This is a genomic window from Bifidobacterium avesanii, from assembly GCF_009299475.1.
In the GTDB taxonomy this organism is placed as follows: Bacteria; Actinomycetota; Actinomycetes; order Actinomycetales; family Bifidobacteriaceae; genus Bifidobacterium; species Bifidobacterium avesanii.
This window is the reverse complement of sequence record NZ_WBSN01000003.1, coordinates 105589-124866: the sequence shown is the minus strand read 5'-3', so window position 1 is coordinate 124866 and position 19278 is coordinate 105589. Positions and strand designations below refer to the sequence as shown.

The following is a 19278-nucleotide window of genomic DNA, read 5'->3' as shown; positions in this document are numbered from 1 at the left end:
GATGTCTGATGACTCAAAGCTGAATTGTCAATAACATCCCAACGCCGCCTCGCATCCGCGGCACACCCACACCCGCGCATCACGCGCCATACGAACAGGCGGACCCACATGCATTGGCAGGCAACGGCATTCCCGAACGGCGAAGGCACCGTCCGTGCGGCCTTCACGTCGCACGGCGACGGGCCGGTCTTCCACGCCGTGCCGTGCTCCGCACCGTGCGAGGCGCCGGCCGTCACGTCCTGCGGCACGTCGGGCGCCTCGCCGCGAACCAACGCAACCGACACCACCAACGCAACCAACGCAGCCAACACGACCGGCGACACAACCATCCCCGCCCCAACCTCCATCCCGTCGCTCACGCTCGGCGTCCGCGACGGCCATCTTCTGCTCGAAGCGCGCCGACTGAGCCCCGATCCCCGCGATTCCAACGCCGCCGACGACCTCATGCTCGACATGGACGACGCCTGCGGCATCGAGCCCGGCACCGCACACGACATCACGCTCACGTTCGGCGCATTCGGCACGCGCATTTTCCTCGACGGCTACCAATGCTTCGCCTGCGCCACCAACCTCAGCCCCGCGCGGGTCGCCCCGGCCGGCGAATTCATTGCGGACGCGCCGGCGGGCGCCACCACGATCGCCATCCACGACGAGCCGTGGGACGCGGGCCGCATCGCCAACGCCTCCGACCCGCCGGAGCACGACATCGCCTTCGCCGGCCCGGCGCTGGCCGCACGGGACGTGGCCCGCATCGCCAACACCATCGCGGGCGCGCTGCACGCCCGGTTCCGCGTGCGCGGCCGCGGACAGCACGGCGTCATTCTGGCGGCGGGATTCGGCGGCGGCCAATCGGCGCAACCCGCGGAGGAACGCATGACCGTCGCCATCGACGCCGCCGGCATCACGCTCACCATGCGCGACGATGCGGGCGCCTACCCGTACCACGCGGCGGGGAACTGGGACGACGGCGACTGGCACGACCTCGTCATCCGCTCCGGCCAGGGCGCGGTCGACGTGTTCGTGGACGGCTTCAGCGTGCTGCACCAGCCCGGGCAGATGTGGTTCGCCGACCTCGCGCGGAATCACACCCCCATCGACCGCTTCGCCATCGGCTGCAATCTCGCCGGGGTGCGGCTCATGGGCGAGGTGCGCAGCGGCGGCGTCCTGCTCCACGCGCCCACCGACGGGCAGATCGCCCGCCTCGCGCGCCGGATCCCGCTCGTCACCACCGCATTGTTCGACGCCGGATACGCGGGCTCGGCCAGCTACCGCATCCCCTCGCTCGTGCGCACGCCGGCGGGCACGCTCATCGCCGGCGCCGACCAGCGCACCGGCATCAGCAACGACGCGCCGAACCACATCAACTTCGTCGTCCGCCGCTCCCCCGACGGCGGACGCACATGGCTGCCCATGCAGACCGTAATCGCCATGCCCGGACGCGAGGACGGTCTGGACGGGGCGAGCGCCATCGACTCCTGCCCGGTGGCGGACCGGCGCACCGGCCGCGTCGTCACGCTCATCGACCTCAACCCCGGCGGCGTGGGCCTGACCAACTGCGAGCGCGGCCTCGGCGTGGACGCCCGCGGGGATCTGAAGCTCTGGGACGCCGACGGCAACGAATCCACGCTGGGCCGGGAGCCGGACGCCGGCGACGTGTGGCGCTCCCCCGACCACGCCGGCCCCGGCCAGCGCTGGCACACCGCGCGCACGAGCTACATCGCGGAAATCCATTCGGACGACGACGGCGAAACGTGGAGCGCGCCGCGGATCATCGACGCGCAGGTCAAGGAGCCGTGGATGCGGTTCATGGGCGTCTGCCCCGGCGCGGGGATCCAGCTCGTGCGCGGACCGCACACCGGCCGTCTGCTCATCCCGTTCTACTGCAGCGGCGACAGCCGCGCCCATTATTCCGGCGGTGCGCTGATCAGCGACGACGGCGGCGAAACGTGGCGGCGCGGACGCATGATCAACGAGGGCCGCGAGGTCAACGGGATCGTCGTGGACCCGGCCACCATGCATGACGACGACGCCACGACCAGCGAGACGACGTTCGTCGAGCGCGCCGACGGAGACGTGGTGGCGTTCTTCCGCAACCAACACCGCAGCGGGCGCGTGGGCAAGGCGGTCAGCCATGACGGCGGCGAGACGTGGGACGGGCTGGAGTTCGACCCGGCGCTGCCGGAGATCTTCAGCCAGCCGAACGCGCTGGCCGCGCCGCAGCTGGGCCCCGACGCCGTGCTGTTCGCCAACGCGAGCCAGATGCTGCCCTACCGCGGCCGCGGCGTGGTGCGGCTGAGCCGGGACGGCGGGCACACGTGGGAGCGGAGCCTGTGCGTGCACCCCCGCCATCACGTCTACCAGTGCATGGCGGCATGTGAGGGTTCACAATTGGGACTATTGTGGGAAATCGAGACGTCGGGGGTCTACATTACGTACATTCCCTTCGCGTGGTTTTCGGATGGCCATGGCGGAGGCGTCGCGGCCACGGCAGGCAACCGTTACGACAAGGAGGCATCATGAGCAGCCCAGCAGACCAGCCCGACGTGCCGGCCGGCCCGAAGGACCAGTACAGCCAACAGGAGCTCGCCGCGCTCGCCAGGCTGTCCCTGAACACCCAGCCTTCGACGCCGATGCCCCCGCGCAGTCGCTGCGACGAGACGATGGACGCGATCAAGTCCTACATTCTGCACGAACGCCTGCAGCCCGGCGACGTGCTGCCCACCGAGGCGCAGCTGTGCGACGCGATCGGGGCCTCCCGCTCCTCCGTGCGCGAGGCCGTGCGCAAGCTCGAGGCGCTCAACATCGTCAGGGTGGCGCACGGCAAGGGCACGTTCGTGGGCTCCCTTTCGCTGGATCCGATGGTGGAGACGCTCGCGTTCCGCTCCATGGTCTCCGTGGGCAAGAATTTCACCGACCTGCAGGATGTGGTGGAGATGCGTCGGTTCCTCGATCTGGGTTGCGCGGACGAGGTGGTGGCGTCGCTCGCGGGCAGCGAGCAGCCCCGGCTCATGAAGCTCGCGGACGCCATGACCGACACCGCGCGCGAGGGCAAGACCTTCCTCGCGCTGGACATCGACTTTCACACGGGCATCCTCGATTCCCTCGACAACACGATCGTCAAGCAGATGGTCCGCTCCCTGTGGCTGGTGCATATGGCGGTGCTGCCGCAGCTGGGCCTGCCCGTCTCCAGCGAGCTCGACCGCACGGCCGACGCGCACCGGCGCATGCTGGACGCGGCCCTCGCCGGCGACGTGGACGGGTACCGCGAGGCCGTGCGCGACCACTACGAGCCGATCGAGTCGATCCTCAAGCACCGCATTCAGGAGCAGTAGCGGCGGGTTGCCAATGCCCGCATGCGTCCGCCACGGCCAGGACCGCCGATGCCCGCATGCACCTCTTCCAGCCTCTCGCCCGTGGCCCTTGAAGGTGTAATTTTCATAATTGGCAGGGTGTAAAATATAAAATGAAAACGGTGTAAAAATATAAATTCGGGGTGTCTATGAGTCTTCGACCGGAATCGTACAAGCCAAGGCTGCTGGACGGGCAGGTGTCCAAAATGCTCGGGGTGTTCGGCGCGGTGCAGATCGACGGCGCGAAGTGGTGCGGCAAGACTTGGTGCGCCATGGCGCACGCGAACAGCATGACCGGTCTGGACGACTACCGCGTGCGCCCGCTGGCCGAGGCCGACCCGACGACGCCCCTGATGGGAGAGCAGCCCCATCTGATCGACGAATGGCAGACGGTCCCCGCCGTGCGCGACGCCGTCCGCCACGACATCGACCGCAACGCCAACCGACCGGGCCAGTATCTGCTCACCGGCTCCAGCGCGCCTCCGCTGAAGCAGTACGAACACAGCGGCGCGGGCCGCATCGCGCATCTTCGCATGAGGCCCATGAGCCTGTACGAACAGGGTCTGTCCATGGGGGCGGTCTCCCTGCGCGGGCTGTTCGACGGCGAATTCGCGCCATCCGCCACGCAAGTGTCCCTGAGGGATCTCTCCGAGTGGATATGCCGCGGCGGATGGCCGGCGTCGCTCGGCCGGGACCTTGACGACGCCATGTACGTGCCCGGGCAGTATCTGGACGCCGTCGCCGAGGACAACGCGCCGCGCATGGGCAAGAACCCCGCCATGACGAGGCGCATCATCGCGTCGCTCGCGAGGAACAACGCCAAGGCCGCCACGATCAGGACGCTGAGCCGCGACATGTACGCCGACGACGAGGCCGCGGCCAGGGAGCCCGCCCAGGCCACGACGACCAGCTACGTGGACATGCTGCTGCGCGAGTACCTCATCGAGGAGCTTCCCTGCTGGGACGCCCCGATCAAGGCGCGCAACCGGATGCGCGTCAAGCCAAAGCGCTACTTCGTCGATCCCTCCCTCGCCGCAGCCGCCCTGGGAGCCAACCCGGCCCGTCTGCTGGAGAACGGCCAGATCTTCGGCGACATGTTCGAGAACCTCGTCGTCCGGGACCTGCTCGTCTACACGTCGGCATGGGTGGGCATCGAACGGCCGAAGGTGTATTTCTACCGCGACGACAAGGGGCTGGAGGCCGATGCGATCATCGAACTCGAGGATGGCCGCTGGGCGGCCGTCGAGATCAAGCTCGGGGAGAACAAAGCCCAGGACGGCGTCGAATCCCTGCTCCGCGTCCGGAACAAGGTCATGGCCAACCCGTATTCCCAGCAGCGCGAACCGTCCTTCCTCATGGTGGTCGTGGGCAACGGCGTATACGCCCACAGAACCCGCGAGGGCGTGTACGTCGTGCCGCTCACGCTGCTCGGCGCGTGACACGCCCTGATTCGGAGCCTGCGAGCCGCCTCAGCTCACCCGCCGCCCGGCGCACCAGACGTGCCGCACGCCCAGCGTGCCCGGGTCGGTGACGAGCAGGTCGGCCGCGTAGCCGGGCGCGACGAGGCCCAGGGGCGCACCGGTGACGGGGTTCGGGCGGTCGAAGCCGAACGCGCGGGCCGGGGTGAGCGTCGCGGCCTCGATCGCGTCCGCGAGCCCCATGCCGAGTTCGTGCACGGCGCGCCGCACGGCCACCTCGAGGATGAGCGTGGAGCCGGCGATGGCCCCGTTGGAGACGAGCCGGGCGTGACCGTCCACCACGTTCACGTCGAGCGCGCCCAGCTTGTAGGCGCCGTCCGGGCATCCGGTGGCGGCCATGGCGTCGGTGACGAACGCGATCCGGTGCGGCGCGAACTTCAGGCCCAGGCGCAGCGCCGGATTGGCCACGTGGAAGCCGTCGTTGATGAGCTCGATCACCACGCGCGGGTCCTCCGCGGCGGCCGGGATCGGGCCAGGGTCGCGGTGGTGCAGGCCGTTCATCGCGTTGAACATGTGGGTCATGAGCCCGGCGCCCGCGTCGAACGCGCGCTTCGCCACCCCATAGTCGGCGTCGCAGTGGCCCACGGCGGGCACCACGCCGGCGGCGGCGAAGCGGCGGACGGCCTCCATGCCGTGCTCGCGCTCGGGGGCGAGCGTGATCTGGCGCAGCGTGCCGTCGGCGGCTTTGAGCAGGCGCTCCACGCGCTCGGGGGTGGGGTCGCACAGGCAGTTCGGATCGTGCGCGCCCTTGCGCGACAGCGCGAGGAACGGGCCCTCCAGATGGGAGCCGAGCACGTCCGGACGCGCATGCGTGGCGGCCTTCACGTGGCGCAGGTTCTCCTCCATCACGTCCAGCGGATTGGTGATGAGCGAGAGCACCTGACGCGTGGTGCCGTGCAGCAGGTGCCACGCGCGCGCGGTGGCGATGCCGTCCGGGCCGTCGTCGAACGAGCGCTCCCATGCGCCGTGGGCATGGATGTCCACGTAGCCGGGCGTGACGAGCATGCCCCCGGCGTCGATCACGGTCACGCGGTCCGGGCCGCCCAAGTGGGCAACGCGCGTCTCAAGGTCCGCATCGCCCGCGCCCATGGCGTCGATCACGCCGTCCGCCACGCTCACCCACGCGCCGGGCAGCACGCCGCGCGCGTCGGCCTTCACGGCGTTGCGGATCACGAACGGGTCGTCCGCGCCGCCTTCCATGGCCGCCGTCACGCGGGCGACGACCTGTTCACGAGTTTCGGTCATGATTGCCTTCCTCAAAGCCTGTGGAAACACCGCGGTCCCGGCCCCGCGCGGGGCGGGAACCGGGACCACGTGCGATCAGATCGCCTGCCAGGCCGGCTTGTGCTCGAAGGAGTACCGGTAGTAGTCCTTGTTGCGCAGGCGGCCGGCGGCCTCCTCGTCCACGATGATCGTGGCGTGCGGGTGCAGCTGCAGCGCCGATGCCGGGCAGAACGAGCTGATGCCGCCCTCCACGGTCTCCGCGACGGCCTCGGCCTTGCCGGCGCCGAACGCCAGCAGCACCAGATGGCGGGCCTTCATGATCGTGCCGATGCCCTGCGTGATGCAGTGCGTGGGCACCTGATTGATGTCGTCGTCGAAGAAGCGCGCGTTGTCGATGCGGGTCTGCTCGGTGAGGGTCTTCACGCGCGTGCCGGAGGCGAGCGACGAGCCGGGCTCGTTGAAGCCCACGTGGCCGTCGGTGCCGATGCCGAGGATCTGCACGTCGATGCCGCCCGCGGCCTCGATCGCCGCGTCGTACGCCGGGCCGGCGGCGGCGATGCGCTCGCCGTCCTCCAGCGGGGCGCCGTCCAGCGCGTCGCCGGGCACGTGGACCTTGGCCGGGTCGAGGCCGAGGGGCTCGACGACCGTGCGATGGATGGTCGCGTGGTACGACTCGGGGTGGGTCAGCGGCAGGCCGATGTACTCGTCCAGCGCGAAGCCCCGGACGCCGGAGACGTCGATGGACTCCTCCTTGACGATCTTGGCGAGCGCCTTGTAGGCGGCCAGCGGGCTGGAGCCGGTCGCAAGCCCCAGCACCGCGTCCGGCTTGGCCTTGATGAGGTCCGCGACCGAGCGGCCGTACAGCTCGCCGGCCTCCTCCTGGGTTTTGACGATGATGACTTCTGCCATGGTGTTTTCCTTTCGGGCCTTGGATCCGGTCGCGGCGTCACGCCTCGGTGGAGGCGGAGACTTCCTCGGGCGTGCGGGCGAGCGTCATGCCGCACTCCTCGAGCACGGCGGCGACGCGCTTCACGTTGTCGCCCTTGAGCGGCAGGACCGGGTTGGGCATCTGGTTGGTGTCGAACACGCCGAGCAGCGCCATGGCGGTCTTGAACGCGCCCACGCCGGAGCCGAAGCCCGCGACGCCCTGCGGCACGGTGACGATGCGCATGAGCGCGGCCAGCCAGTCCTGCTCCTTCTTGACGGTGGCCCAGTCGCCGGCCTCGGCGGCCTTCCACATGCGCACGTAGCCGGTGGCCTCCACGTTGGCGAGACCGGGCACGGAGCCGTCGGCGCCGGCCATGTACGCGCCGTCCACCACGACCTCCTGGCCGGTGAGCAGCGTGAGGGGGTGGCCGGCCTTGGCGTTGTCGTCCACGAGGAAGCGGAACGCCACGTCGTCGTTGGAGGAGTCCTTGACGCCGGCGAGCACGCCCTCCTGGCCGAGCTTGACGAGCAGGCCGCCGGGCAGCTTGGTGTGCACGCACACGGGGATGTCGTAGGCGAACAGCGGCAGGTCCGGCACGGCCTCGTGGATGAGGCGGAAGTGGCGCTCGATCTCCGGCAGGCCGCCGAGCGCGTAGAACGGGCAGGTGGCCACGATCGCGGAGGCGCCGAGCTCCTTCGCCTCGAGCGCGTGCTCGATCACGCGGTTGGTCTCGGTGTCGATGCAGCCGACGAACACGGGCACGCGGCCGTCCACGATCTCCATGACGGTCTTGATGATCTCGCGGCGGCGGGCGTCGGTGCTGAACGCGACCTCGCCGGACGAGCCGAGCGTGAACAGGCCGTCGACGCCGGCGTCGATCATGCGGTTGAGCGAGCGGGCGAAGCTGGCCTTGTCGACTTCGCCGGACGCGGTGAGTGGGGTGACGACGGGGGGAATGACCCCGCGGAACTGGGTTGCCATGATGGTTTGTCCTTTGTGTTGTCTCGTTGTCGCTGATGGTGATGGATGGTTGACGGCGGCGTCAGGCGCATTCGGCGGCGGTCGGATGCAGCAGGGAGGGCGCGGCGCCCATGAGGATCCTGGTGTACTCGTCCTGCGGGTTGCGCATCACGTCCATGGTCTTGCCGCGTTCGACGACGGAACCGCGGTTCATGACCATGACCTCGTCGGAGATGTACCGGACGGTCTGGATGTCGTGGCTGATGAACACCATCGATAGGCCGAGCGTCTTCTTGAGGTCCGACAGCAGGTTGAGGATCTGCGCACGCACGGAGACGTCCAGCGCGGAGGTCGGCTCGTCCGCGATGATCGCGTCGGGGCTCAGTGACAGGGCGCGGGCGATGGCGACGCGCTGGCGCTGGCCGCCGGACAGCTGGCCGGGCAGGGCGCCGAGCACCGAGGTCGGCAGGCCGACCATGCGGATGAGTTCGCGGGCGCGCTTGTCGCGGTCGGCCTTGGAGCCGAGCTTGTGCACCACGAGCGGGTCGATGAGCTGGTCGATCACGCTCATGCGAGCGTTGAGGGCGGTGGCCGGGTCCTGGAAGACCACGGACACCACGCGGCCGATCTCCATGCGCTCCTTGGCGGTGCGGTGGGTCACGTCCTGCCCCTTGAAGAGCACCTGGCCGGAGGTGGCCTGCTGCAGGCCGCACATCACGTTGGCCGTGGTGGACTTGCCGCAGCCGGACTCGCCGACGATGCCGATGGTCTGGCCGGGCATGAGCTTCAGGTTCACCTTGTTGACGGCGGTGATCTTGTTCTTGTGGAACAGTCCCGAGCCGGCGCGGGTGGTGAAGACCACCTCGACGTCCTTGAGCTCGATGATCGGCACGTTCGGATCCTTGCTCATCGGGCATCTCCTTCCTTGCTGATGGCTGTCGGGGCGTCAACGGCCGCGGCCGGTTCCGCCGACGGCGCCGGCGTGACGTCCGCGTCCGGCGGCAGGGCCGCGTAGAAGTGGTACGTGCCGGGCACCTGCTTGAAGATCGGGCGGGTGTTGAGGCCCACGTCCGGGTGGCTGGAGCGCGGCGCGAAGCGGTCGCCCTTCGGGAAGTCCGCCGGGGACGGCACGGTGCCGGGCACCTGGTGGAGCCTTCCGGCGCCGGCCTCGATGGAGGTGACGGAGCCGAGCAGGCCGCGGGTGTACTCGTGGCGGGGGTCGGTGAGGATCTCCCTGGTGGAGCCCTGCTCGACGACCTGGCCGGCGTACATGACGGTGATGGAGTGCGCCACCTTGGCCACGAGCGCGAGGTCGTGCGAGACGAAGACCATCGCGAAGCCGAGCTTCTCGCGCAGCTCGTTCAGCAGGTCGATGACCTGCTTCTGCACGGTCACGTCGAGGGCCGTGGTGGGCTCGTCGGCGATGATGAGCTTCGGGTCGCGGGTCAGGGCCATGGCGATGAGCACGCGCTGGCGCTGGCCGCCGGACAGCTCGTGCGGGTACGACTCCAGCGTGCGCTTGGGGTCGAGGCCCACGAGCTCGAGCAGCTCCTCGGCGCTGCGGGTGCCGCCGCGGGAGGTGAGCTGCTTCATCTGCGCCTTGATGAGCATGGACGGGTTGAGCGAGGAGAGGGCGTCCTGGTAGATCATGGCGATCTCGTGGCCGCGCAGGGCGTTGTGCTCCTTGGGACTCATGCCCACGAGGTTCTTGCCGTCGAACAGGATCTCGCCGCTGATCTCGGCCTTCGGGTCCAGCAGGCCCATGATGGCCAGCGAGGTGATGGACTTGCCGCAGCCGGACTCGCCCACGAGGCCCATGGTCTCGCCGGGGCGCACCGCGAAGCTCACGTGGTCCACCACGTTCACGTCGCCGTGGCGCGGGAACTTGATGCACAGGTTCTTGACCTCGATGACCGGCGGCTCGGTGCTCTTGGGCTCGAAGCGGTCGGTGCGCCTGAGTTCGGCGGCCTTGAGCGCGGCCAGCGACTCGGCGAGGGACTCGGCCTGCATCTTGTACGCGGCGACCGGGTCGGTGAGGATGCGGTCCTCCTTGCGCTCGGCCTCGGCGTCGGCGGCGGTCTTGGCGATCGGCGCGGTCGGGGCGGCCACCATGGCGTCGGTGATGCCCTCGGACAGGATGTTGAGGCACAGCACGGTGATCATGATCGCGAGGCCCGGGAACATGGCCTGCCACCAGTAGCCGAAGATCACGCCGGCCTTCGCGGAGGACAGGATGTTGCCCCAGGTGGGGGTGGGCTCGGGGATGCCGGCGTTGATGAAGGACAGTGACGCCTCGAACACGATCGCGTCGGCGACGGACAGGGTGGTGAACACCATGACCGGGGCGGCGATGTTGCGCATGACGTGCTTGTAGAGGATCCACGGGGCGCGGGCGCCGGAGACGATGACCGCGCGCACGTAGTCCTTGCCGTATTCGCTGATGATGTTCGCGCGCACGATGCGGGCGATCTGCGGCACGTACAGCACGCCGATGGAGATGATGATGCCGATCATCGACTGGCCGAGGATCGAGACGAACACGGCCGCGAGGGCGATGCCCGGCACGGACATGAACACGTCGATGACGCGCATGATGAGCTCGGAGATCCATGTGCGGGTCACGGCCGCGAGGGCGCCGATCAGGGAGCCGACGACGAGGGCGAAGGCGATGGAGCTCAGGCCGATGACCAGCGAGTAGCGGGCGCCGTACAGCACGCGGGAGAGCACGTCGCGGCCGAGGTTGTCGGTGCCGAACCAGTGCTCGCCGGTGGGCGCCTGGTAGCTCGTGGTGATCGCGAGCGGGTCGTGCGGGGCCAGCACGGGCGCGAAGACGGCGCAGATCACCAGCAGCGCGATCACCACGAAGGAGATGCGGCTGCCCACGGTCATCTTGCTGAAGCGATTGAATTTGACGCCGGGCTGGCTTGCGGCCTCGGCGACCTTGTTCTTTCCGAAGAGCATCGTCACACCGTCCTGATTCGCGGGTTGATCAGCACGTAGAGCAGATCAACGATGATGTTGATGATGATGAACGCGAGGGCCACCACGAGCACCACGCCCTGGACGAGCATCGGCTGGTTGCCGTTGATGCCGTCGAACATCGCGGTGCCCATGCCGGGCAGGGCGAAGATGACCTCGATGACGATCGCGCCGCCCATGAGGTAGCCGATCTTCATGCCGAGGGTGGTCACCGGGGTGATCAGGGCGTTGCGGAACACGTTGCGGGCCACGACGACGCGCTTGGGCACGCCCGCGCCGATGGCGGTGCGCACGTAGTCCTTGTCGAGCTCCTCGACCATGGAGGTTCGGATGATGCGGGTGAGCTGGCCGGCGACGGGCAGGCCGAGCGCGAAGGACGGCATGGCCATGCGGGCGAGGTAGGCGCCGGGGTCCTGCGTGAACGGCACGAGGTCGCCGGAGCCGGGCAGGAGGGCCATCTTGATCTGCAGCACGTAGATGAGCAGCACGCCCAGCCAGAAGGACGGGGTGGCGATGGCGATGATGGAGACCACGCGGATGAGCTGGTCGACCCACGTGTCGCGGTACAGGGCGGCGAGCACGCCGAAGATGATCGCGAAGATGATCGCGATGATCAGGCCGATGAACGTCAGCTGCAGGGTGACCGGGAACGCCTGGCCGACGCGGGCCGCGACGGAGTCCTTGTTGACGCCGTACACGCCCATGTCGCCGTGGAACAGGCCGGCGATGTAGTTGAAGAACTGCTCCCACCACGGCAGGTCGTAGCCCATTTCGTGGCGGAACGCAGCCAGCGCCTCCGGAGTGGAGTTCTCGCCGAGCGCGGCGACCGCGGGATCATACTGGGAGAAGGACATCAGGAAGAACACCAGGAAGGTGACTCCGAATGCCATGAACGGCAGGGCGATCAGGCGCCTGCCCAACAGTCGTAACAGATTGCTCACTTTGCTTCAAAGCTCCTATGCTTCGCATCGCCGCCGCGGGCGGTTCCGGGCATGGGAAGGGGGAGTCCCTCCGGGTTTCCCCGAAGGGACTCCCCCGATTCCCTGTCAGACCCGCGTCACGGGCGGGACGATGCCGTGGATGGATGTCAGTTCAGCTTGGCCTTGATCAGGTTGATGCCGGTGGAGCCGATGGCGCCCCAGGACGAGAAGACGCCCTTCTTGACGGCCGTGGTTGTCTTGCGGTGGAACAGCGGGTAGAGCGGCAGCTCCTCGGAGAGCAAGTCGTAGCACTGGTTCCAGTAGGTCTGGCGCTCCGAGTCGGAGGAGGAGGCGAGGGCCTTGTCCATGAGCTCGTGCAGCTGGGTGTAGCCGTCGGAGCCCTTCCAGAAGGAGCGCTGCTTGGTCCAGGCGTTGTCGCCGTACCACCAGTTCATGAGCAGGTCGGGATCGTTGCCGAACACGGACGGGTCGCCGGGGGCGAGGACCATGGAGTAGTCGGCGTCGTCCTTGTCCGTGACGGACGGGTACAGGGCGGAGGACTTCATGGACTGGATGTCCACGTTCATGCCGATCTCGGCGAGGTCGTTCTTGATCTGCGGGGCCAGCTGGGTGATCCAGGAGTGGTCGGTGGTGTACAGCGTGAAGCTGATCGGGGTGGTCACGCCGGCCGCGGCGAGCAGCTCCTTGGCCTTGGCGGTGTCCTTGGTGTACACGTTCTTGGCCTGGTTGTAGTAGCTGGAGTCCTTGGGCAGGAAGCTCGTGGCGGCTTCGGCCTGGCCGCTCATCTGGTTGGAGATGAGCTTGTCGACGTCGATCGCGTAGAACACGGCCTGGCGGACGCGCTTGTCGTTGAACGGCTTCTGCTTGGTGTTGAACATGAGGAACGGCAGGTTGAAGCCCTGTGCGGTCTGCAGTTCGGAGCCGGAGGACTGGAGGGTCTGGAAGGCCTGGGCCGGGACCATCTCCATGATGTCCGTCTTGCCGCCCTGCATGGCGGTGACGCGGGCGGTGTCGTCCACGGTCACGTTCCACACCATGTACTTGGTCTGGGCCGGGTACTGGCCGTTGTACTGGTCGTTCTTCTCGAACTTGACCTGCTGGTCGGTGATCTCGGTGTACTTCCACGGGCCGGAGCCGGTGGGCATGCTCTTGAGCTCGTCGTTGGACTTGGCGGTCGGCACGATCGGGATGAGGGCCAGGCGCTGCTGGAACAGCGGGAAGGCCTTGGTGAGCTTGAAGGTGACCTCGGTGTCGGACTTGGCCTCCACGGAGTCGATGAAGTCGAGCATCGAGATGTACAGGGAGCCGGAGGCGGTGGAGCGCTCGTAGGAGCTCACCACGTCCTTGGCGGTGACGGCGGTGCCGTCGGAGAACTTGGCGCCGTCGCGCAGGGTGACGACGTACTCGGTGTCGGACACCTTCTGCGGATCGCCCTTGGCGAGGGCGGCGTACGGCTCGTAGGTGGTGTAGTCGAGGGCGTACAGCGGCTCGGTGACGTGCCAGTTGGCGGCCAGCGGCAGCGCGCCCGAGGTGGTCGGGCTGAAGTCGCGGCTGGCGTAGGCGACCTGCGCGGTGATGGTGTCGGCCACGGACGTGCCGGTCTTCACCGTGGTCTGGGCGTTGCCGCCGCCGCATCCGGCGAGCAGCATGAGGCCGGCGACCGCTGCGGCCACACCGGCCTTGAACTTTCCGTTTCTCCTGAACATGGGTTCTCCTCTTCGTTGAGTGAATGTCGGACCATCGTTCGAACTGCGACGTGATCCTTTCCTGCGTGTCGTTGTTGATACGGGTTCTCGCCATGCCGATCGTTCGGATGGGGGTCCTGTGAGAACCGTTAACGTCGTTGTCGAACCTCCTTAATGGTAAGACGTCTGATGTCTGATTTCAAGTCGGCGTGTTTGGACATTCACTCGACGGGATCCTTCCGCTCGCCCTGATGCTCATTGTTCGGCGCCGGATATCGCTGGTGCTGCAAGCCTCCACGCTTGCCTTCACGGTGATGCCGGCCGGTTGGGTCCATGATTCGCATTCATGGAATATGACGTCAGTTGTCTGTTCTTTTGTTGACTGAACGACGATCGCCGTCCATGAAATCCATGGTAGGGATTCACGGACGGCGGCGTCAATCGTTTCACGCGTTTTCCAGCGGAGCCGCCTCGTTGCGGCATCCGCCCCCGCTCACAGCTTCGCCGCGAACCAGCGCGTGATGGTCGTCGGATGCGTGATCGCCGTGCCCACCACCGCGGCCCACGCGCCGGTGGCCATGACCCGCCGCAGCTGGTCGGGCGTGTGGATGCGTCCCTCGCACAGCACGGGCACGTCCGGGAACGCCTCGATCATCTGGCCGAGCAGCTCGAAGTCCGGGCCGTCGGTCTTGGGACGCTCGCCGGTGTAGCCGGACAGCGTGGTGGAGATGATGTCGGTGCCGGCCTCCACGGCGCGCTCGGCGTCGGCGAAGCTGCCGCAGTCGGCCATCACGACCACGCCCTCGTCGTGCAGGGCGTGCACGGTTTCGGCGTAGGTCAGCCCGTCCGGGCGCGGGCGGCCGGTCGCGTCGATGGCGATGATGTCCGCGCCGGCGGCCGCGCAGCAGCGGGCGTGGCGCAGCGTGGGCGTGATGTACACACCCTCCTCGCCGTCCTTCCAGATGCCGATCACCGGCACGCTCACCTGCCCCTTGATGGCCGCGATGTCCGCCAGCCCCTGGCAGCGGATGCCCACGGCCCCGCCCTCCACGGCCGCCATGGCCATCTGCGCCATGGTCTCCGGGTGGCGCAGCGGCTCGCCCGGATACGCCTGGCAGCTCACCACGAGGCCACCTTTGATCTTCTCGATTGCCTGATGCATGTTGGTTCCTTCCTGTTGTTCAGGCCTGCTTCTGTGCCTTGCCCTGCTCTATTGCGCCCCGAGACGCCCGTGGATCGCCGCCGCCGCGCCGATCAGCGGCGCCGCCCCGCCGAGCTCGCCCTCGACGAGCGGCGTCGGCCTGACGAGCGCGAGCGCGGAATCGGCGAATCCGGCTCGCAGGGCGTCCCACCAGATCGGACCGGCCTTGACGACCGAGCCGGAGACCACGATCACGTCCGGGTCGATGAGGTTGCCCATGCCGCCGACGCATTCGCCGAGCGCGCGGGCGCTGTCGGCGAGCGTGCGGCGGGCCAGCTCCTCTCCCGCGGCAGCGCGGGCGGCCACTTCGGCGCCGTCGGCCGCCGGGAGGTTCTCGCCGCCGGCCTCCGCGCAGCGCCGGTTGTAGAGGTCCTTCAGGCCCGTGCCGGAGGCGACCGGCTCGATGTGCCCCTCGCGGGTGCCGCACGAGCACAGGAAGCCGCGCCCGAGCGCGCTCGGCACATGACCCGCATGGCCGGCCACGCCATGCGCGCCGGTGAACAGGCGCCCGCCCACCACGATCGCGCCGCCGATGCCGGTGCCCACGCCGATCGAGAGCACCACGCCCGCGCCGCGCCCGGCGCCGTACGTCGCCTCGCCCATGCCGTGCGCGCCCACGTCGCCGATCATGTACACCGGCAGGTCGGTCACGGCGGCGAACGCGTCGTAGATGCGCTGGCCGCGCCACCCGGGCAGGATGTCCGTGGCGGAGACGATCTCGCCGGTCTCGCTGTCCGGCACGCCGGCCGCCGCAATGCCGACGCCGGCGATCTCCACGCCCTCAGCCTTGGCGCGTTCGAGCTGGCGGACGGCCAGGGCGACGATGCGGTTCTTCAGGTCCTCGCCGCCGCGCGCGGCCTCGGTCGGGATCTCGCAGCGGGCCGTCACCTCGGGCCCGCCGTCCGCCGGCAACGTCACGAATCCCGAGGCGACCTTGGTGCCGCCGATGTCGAAGGCCAGGTAGACGGGAGAGGCGGCGCGCGCCCCCGCGCTCATGCGACGACCGCCTCGTGGATGCGCGCGAGGTAGCCGAGCCGCTCCTCGACCGTCGCGTCCTTGGGCACGCACACCTTGGCGCCCAGATAGTCGACCGGGTGGCCCTGCGTCTGCGCGGCGCGCACGGCGGCCCTGATGGCGGCGGCGTCCATGAGCGAGGTGGGCTCGTCCGGGTTCATGGGCAGGTGGCCGTCGATCCAGCCGTAGCCGTACTGGGTCTCCTCCGGGCCGGCGCCGGAGAACATGAGGCCGCTCAGCACGCCGGCCTTCGCGGCGGCCTCCACGTGCTCCACGGCGGTTTCGGGCGTGCGGCCCTCCACCACCGAGCGTCCCCAGTTCACAGTGAGCCCGATGCCGGCCGACTCGCACAATGCGATTTCGTCCTCGATCGGTAGGAAGCCCTTTTCCGGCTTCTGCCCCTCGATGTACTTGTCGCAGTGCTCGATCACCAGCTTGGCGCCGGACCAGTCGAACTGCGCGAGGGCGTCGAGCGAGGCGGCCATGGCGTCGCGGCTGGCGGTCCTCGTGGGGGCGGAGTGGATTTCGATGAACTTGACATCCTGGCTGGAGCGCCACTGGGCGAAGTCCGCGAGCGCCTCGCGCAGTTGCTTCATGAACGCGAGCGCGGCCTTGCGCCCGTCCTCGTCCGGGCTGGCGAGGCCGAAGTTCGGGTCCTTCCACACGTGCTGCATGGTGCCGGGGATGACGGTGACGGTGTTGCCGCGCCAGTGCTTGGGCAGGTGCCCGGCCAGCCAGATGCGGTCGGCGGTGTCCGCGAGGTCGCCGGGGAAGGGCAGCTCGGTGCCCGCGATCCACGGCTGCTCGCCGAGCAGGTCGTAATAGGTTTCCTGGGCTTCTCGCCCCTGCGGCAATGACGCGTACGCGCCGACGACGAATGATGGCATGCTGTTTCCTCCTTGAAATGCCGTTGCCTGAGAGCATTTCCATAGTACTATCATCAGACGTCTGATGTCTAATCTGTTAACGCCGGGCGACAGGTGTGTTCCGGCCTAGGGTGCGCCCAGACCAGCCCTCTGGTCGAGTCCACGCCGCGCCTGCCGCAGCGCCGCTCTTCCTCACCGCTCTTCACCGTCATGGAGTCGCCTCTCTCCGCCGCACCGTTTTTCCGCCGCGTCTCTTGTTCCGCCGCCACTTCGCGCGAGGACATATGCCGCGGCCGTCGACGAGAAACCTTTCGTCTCGATGCACTCCGCTAGTTGTCCTCCACTGATATTTGGCCTCTACTTGACCTTCCGGGGGCAGATTTCAGCGGCTGCGGACATCCACTTGCCGTTCCGAGGGCATCCCACCGAGCACACTGCGGATATCGACCCTTGCAATTGCACCATTTTTCAACGATGAAACGCCTCGGCGCCCGGACGAACCTGCCCTCGGAACGGCAAGTGGATGTCCGCACAACGGATAATCCGCCCTGGGAAGGCCATATAGCGCCGCCAGATGCGCCGGCTTATCCCCAACCGCCCTCAGCGGAACAGCGACACCCCGCGGCGGGCCATGCAGAACGCGTTACCAAGCCACGTGTGCTTCGAATTCGGCCACACGGCGCCGAGTCGCGGCGCGTTCTGGCTCATCCAGATGCTCGGCACGCGCCCGTCCGCGCTCCGGGAGCCGAGCAGGTTGAAGCCGTTCTTCTCCCGCAGCCAGTCGGGGTGCTGCGTGGCGATGGCCAGCCCCTCCTCGAGCGTGAGCGGCAGCCGCCCGTCGGAGTCGATGAGCTTGCGGGCCACGTCCGGTTCGCGGTTGGTGTACTTGGTGCCGGTGTGCGGCTCCACCACGATGTAGAACGGCCCCTCCGGCGGCTCGAACCCGTCCTGCGGCAGGAAGCTGGCGATGTCGCGCGGGGGCATGGTGGTGAACCCGGCCATGCGGTTGATGGAGGTGCGGGCGATGAGCGATTCCGGGGACACCAGCTCGCGCGTGGGCACGAGCAGGATGCGCTCGTCCAGATCGGCGTGTTCGAGCGCCTCGACGAGCGGCCGGGCGAGCGAGCGGAACGCCGCGGCGCTCATGTCCGCCACGTCCGGATATCCCAGCGCCACGATGCGGTCCAGCTGATGCTGCGCTTCCACGGATGCCTTCGACATGGTCCCCAGTGTAGAACACCGTCCCGCCCGCGCGCCCGGTGCGTTCCCGCGCGCCCGCCAGCATATGGGACCGCCGCCGCGCCCGCGCCCGCCGGCCCGTAGGATTGAACCAATGCGACGGTCGGCCATGAGGACACGGCCGACCGGGCACGCCAGTCAAATCCGCCAATCCAGAAGGTTGTTATGTCCGAGAAATTGAAGGTCGGCATCCTCGGCGCCACCGGCATGGTGGGCCAGCGCTTCGTGACCCTGCTCGAAAACCACCCGTGGTTCGAGGTGACCACCCTCGCCGCGTCCGCGCACAGCGCCGGCAAGACGTACGAGGAGGCGGTCGGCGACCGTTGGAAGATCGAGACGCCCATGCCCGAGTACGCGCGCCACATGACGGTGGTGGACGGCGACGACGCCGAGAAGGTCGCGTCCGGCGTCGACTTCATGTTCTCCGCCGTGAACATGCCGAAGGACCAGATCCGCGCCATCGAGGAGCGCTACGCGAAGACCGAGACGCCGGTCGTCTCCAACAACAGCGCCCACCGCTGGACCCCGGACGTGCCGATGGTCGTCCCGGAGATCAACCCGGAGCACTTCGCGGTGATCGAGCACCAGCGCAGGCGCCTCGGCACCACGCGCGGCTTCATCGCCGTCAAGCCGAACTGCTCCATCCAGGCGTACACCCCGGCGCTCGCCGCGTGGAAGGAGTTCGAGCCGCACGAGGTGGTCGTCAGCACGTACCAGGCCATCTCCGGCGCCGGCAAGACGTTCCGCGACTGGCCCGAGATGGTGGGCAACATCATCCCGTTCATCTCCGGCGAGGAGGCCAAGAGCGAGAAGGAGCCGCTCAAGGTCTTCGGCCACGTGGACGACGCCAAGGGCGAGATCGTGCCGTTCGAGGGCCCGCTGCGGATCACCTCGCAGTGCATCCGCGTGCCCGTGCTCAACGGCCACACCGCCACCGTGTTCCTCAACTTCGGCAAGAACCCCACCAAGGAGGAGCTCGTCGACCGTCTGGTGAACTACACCTCCGAGGCAGCGAAGCTCGGCCTGCCGCACGCGCCGAAGCACTTCATCCAGTACCTCACCGAGGACGACCGCCCGCAGGTCAAGCTCGACGTGGACTACGAGGGCGGCATGGGCGTGTCGATCGGCCGCCTGCGCCCGGATTCGATCTTCGACTGGAAGTTCGTCGGCCTCGCGCACAACACGCTACGCGGCGCGGCCGGCGGCGCCCTCGAGTGCGCGGAGATGCTCAAGGCCCTCGGCTACATCACTGCCAAGTAACGGCGTCCGCTCCCCGTCCGGCGTGTGCCGTCCGCCGCGTCTGCACCAGCCCGGACCGGTCGCAGCTTCTCCGGACCGGGAGCGATTCTCCGGACCGGGAGCGGGCACTCCCCGTCCACACCGGTTCATTTCGGCGGAATGACGCCATTTTCG

15 protein-coding genes are annotated in these 19278 nt (G+C 68.3%); 4 read left to right on the top strand and 11 right to left on the bottom strand.

Annotated elements, in window-relative coordinates:
• Positions 1-108 precede the first annotated feature (108 nt).
• The 3 genes from DSM100685_RS02880 (at position 109) to DSM100685_RS02870 (ending at position 4789) form a co-directional block, all read left to right on the top strand.
• Complete coding sequence (locus tag DSM100685_RS02880; protein WP_152349852.1) at positions 109-2520, top strand: sialidase family protein; 2412 nt, start codon at positions 109-111, stop codon at positions 2518-2520.
• Entirely contained in the window at positions 2517-3332 is an 816-nt protein-coding gene (locus DSM100685_RS02875) for a FadR/GntR family transcriptional regulator (RefSeq protein WP_152349851.1), read from the top strand. Before DSM100685_RS02880 ends, DSM100685_RS02875 begins: the two co-directional genes overlap by 4 nt.
• 167 nt (positions 3333-3499) lie before the next feature.
• Positions 3500-4789 carry an ATP-binding protein gene (locus DSM100685_RS02870; RefSeq protein ID WP_152349850.1) on the top strand — a complete coding sequence of 430 codons (1290 nt, stop codon included), beginning with the start codon at positions 3500-3502 and terminating at the stop codon, positions 4787-4789.
• A 30-nt stretch (positions 4790-4819) separates the two neighbouring features.
• Here the strand turns inward: DSM100685_RS02870 and DSM100685_RS02865 are convergent, their stop codons facing one another.
• The 11 genes from DSM100685_RS02865 to DSM100685_RS02815 all read right to left on the bottom strand — a co-directional run bounded on the left by DSM100685_RS02865 (position 4820) and on the right by DSM100685_RS02815 (position 17847).
• Positions 4820-6073 (bottom strand): N-acetylglucosamine-6-phosphate deacetylase, encoded by a 1254-nt coding sequence (locus tag DSM100685_RS02865; RefSeq protein ID WP_152349849.1) that lies wholly within the window; start codon positions 6071-6073, stop codon positions 4820-4822.
• Between the two features lie 75 nt (positions 6074-6148).
• Positions 6149-6961, bottom strand: coding sequence for a glucosamine-6-phosphate deaminase (nagB, locus tag DSM100685_RS02860; protein WP_152349848.1), 813 nt, complete (start codon positions 6959-6961; stop codon positions 6149-6151).
• A gap of 37 nt (positions 6962-6998) precedes the next feature.
• Positions 6999-7961 carry a dihydrodipicolinate synthase family protein gene (locus DSM100685_RS02855; protein ID WP_152349847.1) on the bottom strand — a complete coding sequence of 321 codons (963 nt, stop codon included), beginning with the start codon at positions 7959-7961 and terminating at the stop codon, positions 6999-7001.
• Positions 7962-8022: 61 nt separating this feature from the next.
• Complete coding sequence (locus DSM100685_RS02850) at positions 8023-8850, bottom strand: ABC transporter ATP-binding protein (RefSeq protein ID WP_152349846.1); 828 nt, start codon at positions 8848-8850, stop codon at positions 8023-8025.
• Positions 8847-10901 carry a dipeptide/oligopeptide/nickel ABC transporter permease/ATP-binding protein gene (locus tag DSM100685_RS02845; RefSeq protein WP_152349845.1) on the bottom strand — a complete coding sequence of 685 codons (2055 nt, stop codon included), beginning with the start codon at positions 10899-10901 and terminating at the stop codon, positions 8847-8849. The genes DSM100685_RS02850 and DSM100685_RS02845 overlap by 4 nt, the downstream gene beginning before the upstream one ends.
• Before the next feature lie 2 nt (positions 10902-10903).
• Positions 10904-11860, bottom strand: coding sequence for an ABC transporter permease (locus DSM100685_RS02840; protein ID WP_152349844.1), 957 nt, complete (start codon positions 11858-11860; stop codon positions 10904-10906).
• A 146-nt stretch (positions 11861-12006) separates the two neighbouring features.
• Positions 12007-13566 (bottom strand): ABC transporter substrate-binding protein, encoded by a 1560-nt coding sequence (locus DSM100685_RS02835; protein WP_152349843.1) that lies wholly within the window; start codon positions 13564-13566, stop codon positions 12007-12009.
• A 472-nt stretch (positions 13567-14038) separates the two neighbouring features.
• Positions 14039-14707 carry an N-acetylmannosamine-6-phosphate 2-epimerase gene (locus DSM100685_RS02830; RefSeq protein ID WP_152349842.1) on the bottom strand — a complete coding sequence of 223 codons (669 nt, stop codon included), beginning with the start codon at positions 14705-14707 and terminating at the stop codon, positions 14039-14041.
• A 48-nt stretch (positions 14708-14755) separates the two neighbouring features.
• Positions 14756-15742 carry an ROK family protein gene (locus DSM100685_RS02825; RefSeq protein WP_152349841.1) on the bottom strand — a complete coding sequence of 329 codons (987 nt, stop codon included), beginning with the start codon at positions 15740-15742 and terminating at the stop codon, positions 14756-14758.
• Positions 15739-16647 carry a DUF4862 family protein gene (locus tag DSM100685_RS02820; protein WP_152349840.1) on the bottom strand — a complete coding sequence of 303 codons (909 nt, stop codon included), beginning with the start codon at positions 16645-16647 and terminating at the stop codon, positions 15739-15741. The genes DSM100685_RS02825 and DSM100685_RS02820 overlap by 4 nt, the downstream gene beginning before the upstream one ends.
• Before the next feature lie 579 nt (positions 16648-17226).
• The gene (locus DSM100685_RS02815; RefSeq protein ID WP_152349839.1) at positions 17227-17847 is read right to left on the bottom strand and encodes a DUF5701 family protein; all 621 of its coding nucleotides are present in this window, start codon (positions 17845-17847) and stop codon (positions 17227-17229) included.
• 183 nt (positions 17848-18030) lie between these two features.
• Between DSM100685_RS02815 and asd the strand changes: the two genes are divergently transcribed.
• Positions 18031-19125 carry an aspartate-semialdehyde dehydrogenase gene (gene asd, locus DSM100685_RS02810; RefSeq protein ID WP_152349838.1) on the top strand — a complete coding sequence of 365 codons (1095 nt, stop codon included), beginning with the start codon at positions 18031-18033 and terminating at the stop codon, positions 19123-19125.
• Positions 19126-19278: the final 153 nt, after the last annotated feature.

Bases quoted from the DNA above. Each gene is read 5' to 3' on its own strand.
- DSM100685_RS02880 (WP_152349852.1), top strand. From the start codon at position 109: ATGCATTGGCAGGCAACGGCATTCCCGAACGGCGAAGGCACCGTCCGT.
- DSM100685_RS02875 (WP_152349851.1), top strand. From the start codon at position 2,517: ATGAGCAGCCCAGCAGACCAGCCCGACGTGCCGGCCGGCCCGAAGGAC.
- DSM100685_RS02870 (WP_152349850.1), top strand. From the start codon at position 3,500: ATGAGTCTTCGACCGGAATCGTACAAGCCAAGGCTGCTGGACGGGCAG.
- DSM100685_RS02865 (WP_152349849.1), bottom strand. From the start codon at position 6,073: ATGACCGAAACTCGTGAACAGGTCGTCGCCCGCGTGACGGCGGCCATG.
- nagB (WP_152349848.1), bottom strand. From the start codon at position 6,961: ATGGCAGAAGTCATCATCGTCAAAACCCAGGAGGAGGCCGGCGAGCTG.
- DSM100685_RS02855 (WP_152349847.1), bottom strand. From the start codon at position 7,961: ATGGCAACCCAGTTCCGCGGGGTCATTCCCCCCGTCGTCACCCCACTC.
- DSM100685_RS02850 (WP_152349846.1), bottom strand. From the start codon at position 8,850: ATGAGCAAGGATCCGAACGTGCCGATCATCGAGCTCAAGGACGTCGAG.
- DSM100685_RS02845 (WP_152349845.1), bottom strand. From the start codon at position 10,901: ATGCTCTTCGGAAAGAACAAGGTCGCCGAGGCCGCAAGCCAGCCCGGC.
- DSM100685_RS02835 (WP_152349843.1), bottom strand. From the start codon at position 13,566: ATGTTCAGGAGAAACGGAAAGTTCAAGGCCGGTGTGGCCGCAGCGGTC.
- DSM100685_RS02830 (WP_152349842.1), bottom strand. From the start codon at position 14,707: ATGCATCAGGCAATCGAGAAGATCAAAGGTGGCCTCGTGGTGAGCTGC.
- DSM100685_RS02825 (WP_152349841.1), bottom strand. From the start codon at position 15,742: ATGAGCGCGGGGGCGCGCGCCGCCTCTCCCGTCTACCTGGCCTTCGAC.
- DSM100685_RS02820 (WP_152349840.1), bottom strand. From the start codon at position 16,647: ATGCCATCATTCGTCGTCGGCGCGTACGCGTCATTGCCGCAGGGGCGA.
- DSM100685_RS02815 (WP_152349839.1), bottom strand. From the start codon at position 17,847: ATGTCGAAGGCATCCGTGGAAGCGCAGCATCAGCTGGACCGCATCGTG.
- asd (WP_152349838.1), top strand. From the start codon at position 18,031: ATGTCCGAGAAATTGAAGGTCGGCATCCTCGGCGCCACCGGCATGGTG.